Raw genomic sequence first — 12,342 nt, forward strand, 5'->3', positions numbered from 1 at the left:
ATGTCAGGGTCCTTTTGTCTTTGCCCGTACCGCATGGATCTGGATCTGTAGTATAGCAACCTCCGATTGACCAACCCGTATCGATTTTAGGATTAGTGGAAGAAAAATAGTCCTTGCCTTGAAATGTAATACCCGTTGCGATGTCTGGGCCTAAATTGATATTTTTTAAGTAAATAAATACGTTCTCGGTTGGTGATCCTTTTCTGTCTACCCAGCACTCGAGATTCACATTTTGTACCGGTTGACGCCAGAGCACGGTTTTCGCAGCCGCTGAGTTGGGGATGGCGATGGTCTCAGTTATTGTTACGCTATCTTGTGTTACTTTTGAATTGACGGTCCTACAGATCATGGCATAAGCATTCGGGATGCTAGTTAGAAGTAAGCAACCCATTAAGATCAGTTTCTTAATAAACATCCTGAATCCTCTTGTGCTGATTATGGTTGGACGTTGTTACGATAAGCCTGGGGTGTTCCACCGTCACTGACGAGCGAGTAAGTCACCTCGCGTACCGGTCTGTCGCAAGCCATTATTGGAAGTTCGTAGGTGGCAAACGGAGCCACCATCAAATGATCAATGGTTTTTCCGCAGTCGACGCCCTTCGGATCCCGCAGGATCACTTCGGTGAGGGTAAGGTAATAAGGGGAATTGTTACGGACCTGATAAGTGGTTGAGCCCGATGGGGACCAGCGAAGGGTTTTAATTGCCTCTTCGGGCGAGCCGAGCAACTTCGGCCGGTAGAACAACTTCAGATTGTGCTGCAGCGCGATGGAAATCAGATTTTCATCGCTGCTTTTCTTCGGCACTGACAAGACTTTCAGCAGCAGAAACGATTCTCGGTCGGTTGGCAAGCCGGCCCCTTGGTAGAAGATATCGACCGATGCTTTACTTCGCTCTGCAATCAACAGCAGTGGCTTCGACAAAGCCATCGGTATATCCCGGTTTTCTTGAGGATCGCCCCAACTGAGATTGACTTGCGCCAGTGCTGGTTCGTTGCTGTCATTGACCAGAATGACAGGCACCTGGTGTTGGCCGGCTTCATAAATAAAACGCGTGTAACCATCGAAACTGATCTCGGCTTGCGCCGTCGGGGCGAGCATGAGCGCCAAGAGCAATCGGGTACTGAAGGTGAGGGGGCGGAGCTTGTGATTGAGAGTGAATAGCATGGGCCAATCATGGCAGTGCAAGGCATCTGAGGTGTATCAGACGATCCCTAAAGGCTGAGGGCGGCACTCGTCCCCCTTCATTTGACTGATAGCAAGCAACCTAATTATTCCATTTGACATTCGCTGCCTAAGCAGTAACATCTCGTCACACACTCACTGCCTAGGCAGTAATAAGGTGGCTTTCGATGCCTCACTTCACCCCTGACAACTTCCACAACTGCCATCTCGGCCTGTTGCTGGGCCGCGCCGCGATCCTTAAGGACCGCATCATCGACACCCATATGGAACCCCACGGCATCACTGCCGCGCAGTTCAAGGTGTTGATCAACATGGCCCAGTTCGGCGTCGATACCCCGGCGGAGCTGTGCCGCAACCTGTCCCTGGACAGTGGCTCGATGACCCGCATGCTCGACCGTCTGGAGCAAAAAGACCTGTTGGCGCGCAAGCGTTCCGAACAGGACCGGCGCCAGGTGCAGTTGGTGCTGACCGCAGAAGGCCAACGTCTGGCGGACATGCTGCCGTACATCGGCGCCCAGGCCTTGAACCAGTTGGCAGGCGCATTGGAGCCGGGCGAATTGAAAACCCTGGAACATATTTTGACGAAAATTCTCGTGGCTGCAGGTGATGCAATGACCATTCAGCGGGTAGGTGGGAAATGAACAATCGCGCTTTGCGTGCCGGCCTCAGCCTGGTGCTGGTGGCCATGACTGTCGCCGGTTGTGCCAATTACAGTGGCCTGGACACCGAAGGCAAACGCCTCGAAGCCAATCACCTGCAAGCCGGCAAATCCCTCAGTGGCGTGACCCTGTCGCCTGCTGCCTGGCCCAAAGCCGACTGGTGGAAAAGCCTCGGCGACCCGCAACTCGACGGCCTGATCCATGAAGCCCTGCGCGACAGTCCCGACATGCAAGTGGCCAGTGCTCGTGCCCACCAGGCCGAAGCGGCCGCTTATGCTGCTGATGCTGCACGCATGCCGACCCTGGATGCCAGCGCGGGTGTCAGCCGTTCGCGCCTGGCCAAGGATCAGGACCCGCAAGGGATTGGTGGCACTTACGCCACCGTGCGTAACATCAGCGCCGGTTTCAACTACAACTTTGACCTGTGGGGCGGCCAGCGTGCCGCCTGGGAAGCGGCGCTGGGCCAGGCGCGCGCCGCCGAAGTCGATCAGCAGGCCGCTCAACTGACCTTGGCGGCCGACGTTGCGCGGGCCTACAGCGACCTGGGCCGGGCCCATATCGTTCGGGACCTGGCCAACGACGACCTCAAGCGCACCCGGCAAATGCTCGACCTGAGCAAGCGTCGGCTGAGTTCCGGGATCGACAGCCAGTACCAATACCAGCAAACCGAAAGCCTGGAAGCCAGTTCCGAGTCGCAACTGATCGACGCCGAGAAAACCCTGCAAAGCGCCAAGATCAGCCTGGCGGTGTTGCTCGGCAAAGGCCCGGACCGGGGCAATGAACTGGCACGCCCTAACGTCCTCAAGCCCAGCGCCGTCGCTGTGCCTTCGGTGCTGCCGGCCGAGCTGCTGGGGCGTCGACCGGACCTGATTGCCGCCCGCTGGCGGGTGGAGGCGGCGAGCAAGAACATCGTCGCCGGCAAGGCCAACTTCTATCCCAACCTGAACCTGAGCGCGAGCGCCGGGGCCGAGTCGTTGCTGGGGGATGCGATGTTCGGTTCCGCCAGCCGGTTCTTCAGCATCGCACCGACGGTGTCGCTGCCGATTTTCGACGGCGGCCGCCTGCGTGCCGACCTCGATGCCCGCGACGCCGATTACGACCTGGCGGTGGCCCAGTACAACAAAAGCCTGGTGAAAGCCCTGGGGGATGTCAGCGACAGCCTCTCGCAGTTGCGCGATATCGGCCGGCAGATTCAGGCCCAGCAACATGCGACGGACATTGCCCAGGAGTCCTACAACACCGTGGTTCAGCGTTACGGCTCAGGTATCGGTAATTACCTGGACGTGCTCAGCATCGAACAGCAATTGCTGCAGGCCCAACGTCAGTTGGCCAGCCTGAATGCCGAGCAAATCGATCTTTCGATTCAATTGATGCAGGCCCTGGGCGGCGGATTTAACGCCGATAACGTGGCCTCGACCACCCCAGCCACGCGCACTGAATAATTCAAGGTACTAGTCATGGCCACTGCCGAAACCAATAACACAAGCCAACAACCTGCAGACACCAGCAATCCGGGCAAACGCAGATTCATGCTGCTGGTCCTGGCGTTGATCGTCATCCTCGGCGCCTTGGGCGTTTGGGGCTGGTATGAGTTTTACGGACGCTGGGGCGAAAGCACCGACGACGCCTACGTGAACGGCAACGTGGTGGAAATCACCCCGTTGGTGACCGGTACCGTAGTGAGCATCGGTGCCGACGATGGCGACCTGGTCCATGAGGGCCAGGTGCTGATCAATTTCGACCCTAACGATGCGGCCGTCGGCCTGCAAAGTGCCCAGGCCAACCTGGCGCGCACGGTGCGTCAGGTGCGTGGTTTGTACAGCAACGTCGATGGTATGAAGGCCCAGGTCAATGCACAGAGAGCCGAAGTGCAAACCGCCCAGGACAATTACAACCGTCGGAAAAACCTGGCGCAGGGCGGGGCGATTTCCCTGGAAGAACTGTCCCATGCTCGTGACAGTTTGACCTCGGCGAATAACGCGTTGGCCAACCTTGAGCAGCAACTCAAGACCACCAATGCTCTGGTTGACGACACAGTAATTTCTTCGCACCCGGACGTGCAGGCCGCCGCCGCGCAATTGCGCCAGGCTTACCTGACCAACGCCCGAAGCACGCTGATCGCGCCGGTCACCGGTTACGTCGCCAAGCGCACCGTGCAACTAGGCCAGCGTGTGCAGCCGGGTACCGCGTTGATGGCGGTTATTCCACTGGACCAACTGTGGATCGACGCCAACTTCAAGGAAACCCAACTGCGCCAGATGCGCATCGGCCAGCCGGTGGAGATCGAAGCGGACATCTACGGCAGTGACGTGAAGTTCAGCGGCTCCATCGACAGCCTCGGTGCCGGGACCGGCAGTGCGTTTGCCTTGCTGCCGGCGCAGAACGCCACCGGTAACTGGATCAAGATCGTGCAGCGCGTGCCGGTGCGGATTCATATCAATGCCGAAGAGCTGGCCAAGAACCCGTTGCGGGTTGGCTTGTCCACTGTGGTTAACGTCAACTTGCACGACCAGAGCGGCCCGGTATTGGCCCAACAGGCGCCACAAAAGGCGTCGTTCAGCACCAACGTGTACGACCGTCAGTTGGCCGAGGCCGATGCGATGATCACTCAGCTTATCCATGACAACAGCCTGGCCGCCCCCAAGGCCGTCCAGCGCTGATTCGCCGATCCGTCAGCTACGGCCCTTGCTGGCCGTAGCGTCCACTCCGTTTCACAGGATTAGCGATGAGCAATAACGCCTCCTTCACGCCGCCCAGTTTGCTGATGGCCACCATCGGCCTGTCGCTGGCGACCTTCATGCAGGTGCTCGACACCACCATCGCCAACGTGGCGTTGCCGACCATTTCCGGCAACCTGGGCGTGAGTTCGGAGCAGGGCACCTGGGTCATCACCTCGTTTGCCGTGAGCAACGCCATCGCCTTGCCGCTGACCGGCTGGCTGAGCCGTCGCTTCGGCGAGGTGAAGCTGTTTCTGTGGGCCACCATCCTGTTTGTGCTGGCCTCGTTTCTCTGTGGTGTCTCCACCTCGATGCCCGAGCTGATTGGCTTCCGGGTGCTGCAAGGCCTGGTAGCCGGCCCGCTGTACCCGATGACCCAGACGCTGCTGATCGCCGTCTACCCGCCGGCGAGGCGCGGCATGGCCCTGGCGTTGCTGGCGATGGTCACGGTGGTGGCGCCGATCGCGGGGCCGATTCTCGGTGGCTGGATCACCGACAGCTACAGTTGGCCGTGGATCTTCTTTATCAACGTGCCCATCGGGATCTTTGCGGTGATGGTGGTGCGCTTCCAACTGAAGAAGCGACCAGTGGTTACCAGTCACCAGCCGATGGATTACGTGGGGTTGCTGAGCCTGATTGTCGGCGTCGGTGCCCTGCAGATCATCCTCGACAAGGGCAATGACCTGGATTGGTTCGAGTCGAACTTCATTGTTATCGGTGCGGTGATTTCGGTGATTGCCCTGGCGGTGTTCATCATCTGGGAAATGACCGACAAACACCCGGTGGTCAACCTGCGGCTGTTCGCCCATCGCAACTTCCGTATCGGCACCATTGTGTTGGTGTTGGGCTATGCCGGGTTCTTCGGGATCAACCTGATCCTGCCGCAATGGCTGCAGACCCAGATGGGTTACACCGCCACCTGGGCCGGTCTCGCGGTAGCACCGATCGGGATTCTGCCGGTGCTGATGTCGCCCTTTGTCGGCAAGTATGCCCACAAGTTCGACTTGCGCCTGTTGGCCGGGCTGGCGTTCCTCGCGATTGGCTTGAGCTGCTTCATGCGTGCCGGGTTTACCAATGAGGTGGACTTCCAGCACATCGCTCTGGTGCAACTGTTCATGGGGATTGGTGTGGCGCTGTTCTTCATGCCGACCTTGAGTATCCTGATGTCCGACCTGCCACCGCACCAGATTGCCGATGGCGCGGGCTTGGCGACCTTCCTGCGGACCCTGGGCGGTAGCTTTGCGGCGTCCCTGACCACCTGGATCTGGATTCGTCGGGCGGATCAGCACCATGCCTACATGAGCGAAAACATGACGACCTACGACTCGGCCACCCGCGATGCGTTGAATGCGCTGGGCGGGGCAGGGCACAAGGCATATGCGCAGTTGGATCAGATACTGACGAGCCAGGCGTACATGATGTCCACCGTGGATTACTTCACGTTGCTGGGGTGGATGTTCATGGGCTTGATTGTGCTGGTGTGGCTGGCCAAACCGCCGTTTGCCGCGAAGGCGGGCCCGGAAGCTTCAGGCCACTGATCTGGAGTTGGAATGCAATCCAATGTGGGAGCTGGCTTGCCTGCGATGGCGGTGGGTCAGCTTACGCAGAGGCTGACCGACAGTCCGCTATCGCAGGCAGGCCAGCTCCCACATTTTGGGTGGTGTTGTTCTGGAATTAAGCGCCAGGCAGCGCCAATTGCGGGTTGACGAAGTCAAACGCCGCCAACTGAAACCCTTGCTCGTCCACCTGCAACGCCCAACCTTGCTTGTCCCAATCCCCCAGCACAATGCGCTTGGCCGCTTGATCACCAATCTGCAACTTGTGAATGGCCGGACGATGGGTGTGCCCATGCACCAGGGTTCGCACGCCAAACGCCTGCATCACCCGTGGCACTTCCTCGGGTGTCACATCGACAATGTCGTTGGCCTTCATCCGCGTTTGCGCGCGGCTTTCACTGCGCAGCTTGCGCGCCAGCTTGTGCCGGGTACGCAGGGGCAGGTGGCGCAGGATAAACAGGGTGATGGGGTTACGCAGGATACGCCGCAGCTTCATATAGCCGACGTCGCGGGTACACAGGCTGTCGCCGTGCATCAACAGCACCGGCTCGCCATACAACTGCACCACACTCGGGTCCTTGAGCAAGGTAGCGCCTGCGGCTTTGCAGAAGGCCTTGCCGATCAGGAAGTCCCGGTTGCCATGCATGATGAAAATCTGGGGGCCGCTATCGCTCAGCTCGCGCAGAGCCTCGCAAATCGAACGCTGGAAGGGCGTCATCCCATCGTCGCCAATCCAGGCTTCGAAGAAGTCCCCCAGAATGTACAACGCCTGGGCGGAACGGGCGCGGCCGTTCAGTAAATCCAGAAACGCCCGGGTAATATCCGGGCGCTCCTCTTCCAGATGCAAATCTGAAATCAGCAATATCACTCAACGATCTCGGCTTTCTCGACGATCACGTCTTCTACCGGGACGTCCTGGTGACCGGACTTGCTGGTGGTCTGTACGCCTTTGATCTTGTCGACCACGTCAGTGCCGGCAGTCACTTTGCCGAATACCGCGTAACCCCAACCCTGCATGTTCTTGCCGCTGTGGTTCAGGAAGCTGTTGTCAGCCACGTTGATGAAGAACTGTGCGGAGGCCGAATGCGGCTCCATGGTACGGGCCATGGCGACGGTGTATTTGTCGTTGGAAAGGCCGTTGTCCGCTTCGTTCTGGATGCTTGGACGCTTGTCTTTCTTTTCTTTCATGCCTGGCTCGAAACCGCCGCCCTGGACCATGAAGTTGCCGATCACACGGTGGAAAACCGTGTTTTCGTAGTGGCCGGCTTTAACGTACTCGATGAAGTTGGCGACGGTGATCGGCGCTTTCTCGGCGTTCAGCTCGATGACGATGTCACCGTGGTTGGTGGTCAGTTTGACTTGAGTCATGTTCGCTACTCTTTCAAGGAATTCGTGGATTTGGGCGCCGATGGCGCTTGCACCTGTTTGGCAAAACACTGCCAAGGCGCGCAGTTTAGCGTGACCTGCAGGAATTTCGAGGTGGTTTTTTACCGCCCATGCAATAAATGCAGCAGTTTTTGACCACGCTCTGTCAGGTGCTTGACAGCATCGGCTATGATAACGCCTTTGTTTTATCTGGCCTGACCTGGCCACGTACCTGTCTGTTCAAGGATCCTATGAGCAAGCCCACTGTCGACCCTACCTCGAATTCCAAGGCCGGACCTGCCGTCCCGGTCAACTTCCTGCGCCCGATCATCCAGGCGGACCTGGATTCGGGCAAGCACACGCAGATCGTCACCCGCTTCCCGCCAGAGCCCAACGGCTACCTGCACATCGGTCACGCCAAGTCGATCTGTGTGAACTTCGGCCTGGCCCAGGAGTTCGGTGGCGTCACGCACCTGCGTTTCGACGACACCAACCCGGCCAAGGAAGACCAGGAATACATCGACGCGATCGAAAGCGACATCAAGTGGCTGGGCTTTGAATGGTCCGGTGAAGTGCGCTATGCCTCGAAGTATTTCGACCAGTTGTTCGACTGGGCCGTCGAGCTGATCAAGGCCGGCAAGGCCTACGTCGACGACCTGACTCCTGCGCAAGCCAAGGAATACCGTGGCACGTTGACCGAGCCGGGCAAGAACAGCCCGTTCCGTGACCGTTCGGTAGAAGAGAACCTGGACTGGTTCTCCCGCATGAAAGCCGGCGAATTCAAGGACGGCGAGCGCGTGCTGCGGGCCAAGATCGACATGGCCTCGCCGAACATGAACCTGCGCGACCCGATCATGTACCGCATCCGCCATGCCCACCACCACCAGACCGGTGACAAGTGGTGCATCTACCCGAACTACGACTTTACCCACGGTCAGTCGGACGCCCTCGAAGGCATCACTCACTCCATCTGCACCCTGGAGTTCGAAAGCCACCGTCCGCTGTACGACTGGTTCCTCGACAGCCTGCCGGTACCGGCGCACCCGCGTCAGTACGAATTCAGCCGCCTGAACCTGAACTACACCATCACCAGCAAGCGCAAGCTCAAGCAACTGGTGGATGAAAAGCACGTCCACGGCTGGGATGACCCACGCATGTCGACGCTGTCGGGCTTCCGTCGTCGTGGCTACACCCCGGCATCGATCCGCAATTTCTGCGACATGGTCGGTACCAACCGTTCTGACGGCGTGGTCGATTTCGGCATGCTCGAATTCAGCATCCGCCAGGACCTCGACGCGAACGCTCCGCGCGCCATGTGCGTGCTGCGTCCGTTGAAGGTGGTGATCACCAACTATCCGCAAGACCAGGTCGAAAACCTCGAACTGCCGCGTCATCCGCAGAAAGAAGAGCTGGGCGTGCGCAAGCTGCCGTTCGCCCGTGAAATCTACATCGACCGCGATGACTTCATGGAAGAGCCGCCAAAAGGCTACAAGCGCCTGGAACCGAACGGCGAAGTGCGCCTGCGCGGCAGCTACGTGATCCGTGCCGACGAAGCCATCAAGGACGCCGATGGCAACATCGTCGAACTGCATTGCTCGTACGATCCGGACACCCTGGGCAAGAACCCTGAGGGCCGCAAGGTCAAAGGCGTGGTGCACTGGGTACCGGCTGCGGCCAGCGTCGAGTGCGAAGTGCGCCTGTATGATCGTCTGTTCCGTTCGGCCAACCCTGAGAAGGCTGAAGACAGTGCCAGTTTCCTGGACAACATCAACCCTGATTCGCTGCAAGTTCTCACTGGTTGTCGTGCTGAGCCATCGCTTGGCAATGCACAGCCGGAAGACCGTTTCCAGTTCGAGCGCGAAGGTTACTTCTGCGCGGATATCAAGGACTCGAAGCCCGGTGCTCCGGTATTCAACCGTACCGTGACCTTGCGTGATTCGTGGGGCCAGTGATTCTTTAAGGAAACTGTTGTGCTAACGATCTACAACACGCTCAGCAAGAGCAAAGAAGTCTTCAAGCCCCTGGATGGCAACAAGGTGCGCATGTACGTGTGCGGCATGACCGTGTACGACTACTGCCACATCGGCCACGGCCGCAGCATGGTTGCCTTTGACCTGGTGACCCGCTGGTTGCGATTCAGCGGCTATGACCTGACCTACGTGCGCAACATCACCGACATCGACGACAAGATCATCAATCGCGCCAAGGAAAACGGCGAACCGTTTGATGTGCTGACCGAACGCATGATCGCTGCCATGCACGAGGACGAGGCGCGCCTCAACATCCTCAAGCCGGACATGGAACCACGCGCCACGGACCATATCCCTGGCATGCACGCGATGATCCAGACCCTGATCGACAAGGGGTATGCCTACGCGCCGGGCAACGGCGACGTGTACTACCGCGTCGCCAAGTTCATGGGCTACGGCAAGCTGTCGCGCAAGAAAATCGAAGACCTGCGCATCGGCGCTCGCATCGAAGTCGACGAAGCCAAGCAAGACCCACTGGACTTCGTCCTGTGGAAAGGCACCAAGCCCGGCGAGCCGAGCTGGGAATCGCCATGGGGCGCCGGGCGTCCGGGCTGGCACATCGAATGCTCGGTGATGTCCACCTGCTGCCTGGGCGATACCTTCGACATTCATGGCGGCGGCAGCGACCTCGAGTTCCCGCACCACGAAAACGAAATCGCCCAAAGCGAAGCGGCCACCGGCAAGACCTACGCCAACGCGTGGATGCATTGCGGCATGATTCGCATCAATGGCGAGAAGATGTCCAAGTCCTTGAACAACTTCTTCACCATCCGCGACGTGCTGGAAAAGTACCACCCGGAAGTGGTGCGTTACCTGTTGGTGTCGAGCCACTACCGCAGCGCGATCAACTACTCGGAAGACAACCTCAAGGACGCCAAAGGCGCTCTGGAGCGTTTCTACCATGCGTTGAAAGGCCTGCCGGTTGTTGCGCCTGCCGGTGGCGAAGCGTTCGTTGAACGTTTTACCCACGTCATGAACGACGACTTCGGTACACCGGAAGCGTGCGCGGTGCTGTTCGAGATGGTGCGTGAGATCAACCGCCTGCGTGAGAGCGATCTGGATGCAGCGGCCGGGCTTGCGGCGCGCTTGAAAGAGCTGGCCAGTGTCCTGGGCGTCCTGCAAATGGAAGCCGATGACTTCCTGCAAGCCGGTGCGGAAGGGCGTGTGGATGCGGCTGAGGTGGATGCACTGATTCAGGCGCGTTTGACGGCGCGTGCCAACAAGGACTGGGCGGAATCCGACCGCATCCGCGACCAACTCACCGCCATGGGCGTGGTGTTGGAAGACGGGAAGGGCGGGACGACATGGCGGTTGGCTGATCAGGCTTGATTGCTGAACGCTGAATAAAAAACGCCCCGACTGGTTCGGGGCTTTTTTTTGCGGCGCTATCCTGACAGAGCGCTTTTTTAGAAAACTCCAGTGATGAGCACTGTTATCCCCGTCCTCCCAGCGCCCGCACCGCATACAGCGCTATATTCCCCAACTGCTCCACACTGGCTCCGCCTTTGCTGCTGACTTTCATGCCAACAAGCGTTGCCATCAGAAAATCACAGGCCCCTGCCACGTCCGTGTTGGCGCCCAGTTCGCCTTGTTCCAATGCCTGTATCAACGTCTGCTCAAATGCCTTGCGCAGCCGTGCGGCGCTTTGTTCGTTGAGCTGATTAACCTCCACATCGTCCTGCCCGAATTCACAGATCGCATTGACGCCCATGCAGCCACCCGTGCCCAAGGAGTACAGGGTGTCGTGTATTGCGTGTAACGGCGTCGGACCCTGACTCAAGCGCTCGATCAGGTCATCGACACCGCTGCGCTGATACTCGGCCATGGCCAGCAGGTACAACTGGCGTTTGTCGCCGAAGGTGTTGTACATGCTCTGGCGGCTCAGCCCCATGGCCTGCATCAGTTCCTCGGTGGAGGCCGCGGCAAAACCCTTGTCGCAGAAAACCTGGATGGCCTGGCGCAGCACCTGGTCGCGGTCGAATGCTCTGGGTCTTGCCATGGTTACCTCGGGGATTACAGGTGAAGGCTCATGCCAGGTAACCACCGTCGATGGTCAGGCTTGCGCCGGTAACAAAGGCCGCGTCCTCGCTGGCAAGGTAAGCCACCATGCCGGCGATATCGTCGGCAGTGCCCACGCGGCCCAGGGGTATCAGGCTTTTGATCAACTCGTGAAAAGGCCCGTCTGCCGGGTTCATGTCGGTGGCGACCGGGCCGGGCTGGACGTTGTTGACGGTGATCCCGCGTGGGGCGAAATCAATGGCCAGGCCGCGGATCATACCGGCGATCGCCGACTTCGTCATGCTATAGACGCTGGAGCCGGGAAAGGCGGAGCGTTGGGCGACTACGCTGCCGACCGTGATGATCCGGTCACCTTTTTGCATCACCGCCGAACAGGCTTTGGCGGCTGCGAACGCCGCGCGGACATTGACGGCAAACATCCGGTCGAAGTCCTCAAGGCTGAACTCGTCGACGCTGCCGAGCTGCAAGATACCTGCGTTGTTGACCAGGATATTCAAGCTGCCAAAGCGCTCCACCGTGGTGGATACGGCCCGCTCAATCGCAGCGACATCCGCGCTGTCGGCTTGGATGGCCAGGGCCTTGCCGCCTTCATTCTCGATCTGGCTGACCAGGGTTTGTGCCTTGTCGGTGGAAGCGGAATAGGTGAACGCAACGGCGGCGCCTTCGGCGACCAGGCGGCGCACGATGGCTTCGCCGATGCCGCGGGAGCCACCGGTTACCAGGGCGACTTTATTGCTGAAACGAGGGGTGTGAGTGGTCATAGGGGAGGGCCTGAGGTTTAGTGGATTAAATAATCTACTAAACCGTACCAGCC

11 protein-coding genes and 1 pseudogene are annotated in these 12,342 nt (G+C 59.0%); 6 read left to right on the forward strand and 6 right to left on the reverse strand.

What is annotated here, in order from left to right:
* Together GNF76_RS29450 and GNF76_RS04220 are read right to left on the reverse strand one after the other, a co-directional pair.
* A pseudogene (locus tag GNF76_RS29450) lies at positions 1–415 on the reverse strand (hypothetical protein); the annotation flags it as partial.
* 20 nt (positions 416–435) lie between these two features.
* Entirely contained in the window at positions 436–1,164 is a 729-nt protein-coding gene (locus GNF76_RS04220; RefSeq protein ID WP_246211866.1) for a fimbrial biogenesis chaperone, read from the reverse strand.
* Between the two features lie 185 nt (positions 1,165–1,349).
* On the opposite strand from GNF76_RS04220, the gene GNF76_RS04225 reads away from it, so the two are divergent.
* The 4 genes from GNF76_RS04225 to GNF76_RS04240 all read left to right on the forward strand — a co-directional run bounded on the left by GNF76_RS04225 (position 1,350) and on the right by GNF76_RS04240 (position 6,096).
* Positions 1,350–1,823, forward strand: a complete 474-nt coding sequence (locus GNF76_RS04225; protein ID WP_155581929.1) for a MarR family winged helix-turn-helix transcriptional regulator — start codon at positions 1,350–1,352, stop codon at positions 1,821–1,823.
* Complete coding sequence (locus GNF76_RS04230; RefSeq protein WP_155581930.1) at positions 1,820–3,283, forward strand: efflux transporter outer membrane subunit; 1,464 nt, start codon at positions 1,820–1,822, stop codon at positions 3,281–3,283. The genes GNF76_RS04225 and GNF76_RS04230 overlap by 4 nt, the downstream gene beginning before the upstream one ends.
* A gap of 15 nt (positions 3,284–3,298) precedes the next feature.
* Entirely contained in the window at positions 3,299–4,501 is a 1,203-nt protein-coding gene (locus GNF76_RS04235) for an HlyD/EmrA/EmrK family protein (protein ID WP_155581931.1), read from the forward strand.
* A 65-nt stretch (positions 4,502–4,566) separates the two neighbouring features.
* Complete coding sequence (locus GNF76_RS04240) at positions 4,567–6,096, forward strand: DHA2 family efflux MFS transporter permease subunit (protein ID WP_155581932.1); 1,530 nt, start codon at positions 4,567–4,569, stop codon at positions 6,094–6,096.
* A 136-nt stretch (positions 6,097–6,232) separates the two neighbouring features.
* Here GNF76_RS04240 and lpxH read toward each other — a convergent pair whose 3' ends face one another.
* Complete coding sequence (lpxH, locus tag GNF76_RS04245) at positions 6,233–6,982, reverse strand: UDP-2,3-diacylglucosamine diphosphatase (RefSeq protein WP_178123174.1); 750 nt, start codon at positions 6,980–6,982, stop codon at positions 6,233–6,235.
* Positions 6,979–7,482 carry a peptidylprolyl isomerase gene (locus GNF76_RS04250; protein WP_155581934.1) on the reverse strand — a complete coding sequence of 168 codons (504 nt, stop codon included), beginning with the start codon at positions 7,480–7,482 and terminating at the stop codon, positions 6,979–6,981. Before GNF76_RS04250 ends, lpxH begins: the two co-directional genes overlap by 4 nt.
* A 248-nt stretch (positions 7,483–7,730) precedes the next feature.
* Here GNF76_RS04250 and GNF76_RS04255 point away from each other — a divergent pair, with 248 nt between their 5' ends.
* Together GNF76_RS04255 and cysS are read left to right on the forward strand one after the other, a co-directional pair.
* A complete protein-coding gene (locus tag GNF76_RS04255; RefSeq protein ID WP_155581935.1) occupies positions 7,731–9,431 on the forward strand; it encodes a glutamine--tRNA ligase/YqeY domain fusion protein in 1,701 nt (566 codons plus the stop codon).
* 18 nt (positions 9,432–9,449) lie between these two features.
* A complete protein-coding gene (gene cysS, locus GNF76_RS04260; protein WP_178123175.1) occupies positions 9,450–10,838 on the forward strand; it encodes a cysteine--tRNA ligase in 1,389 nt (462 codons plus the stop codon).
* 103 nt (positions 10,839–10,941) lie between these two features.
* Here cysS and GNF76_RS04265 read toward each other — a convergent pair whose 3' ends face one another.
* Both GNF76_RS04265 and GNF76_RS04270 read right to left on the reverse strand, forming a co-directional pair.
* A complete protein-coding gene (locus GNF76_RS04265) occupies positions 10,942–11,508 on the reverse strand; it encodes a TetR/AcrR family transcriptional regulator (protein ID WP_155581936.1) in 567 nt (188 codons plus the stop codon).
* 28 nt (positions 11,509–11,536) lie between these two features.
* Entirely contained in the window at positions 11,537–12,289 is a 753-nt protein-coding gene (locus GNF76_RS04270; protein WP_155581937.1) for a 3-oxoacyl-ACP reductase family protein, read from the reverse strand.
* Positions 12,290–12,342 lie beyond the last annotated feature (53 nt).

The sequence above is a fragment of the Pseudomonas spelaei genome, from assembly GCF_009724245.1.
Lineage (GTDB): Bacteria > Pseudomonadota > Gammaproteobacteria > Pseudomonadales > Pseudomonadaceae > Aquipseudomonas > Aquipseudomonas spelaei.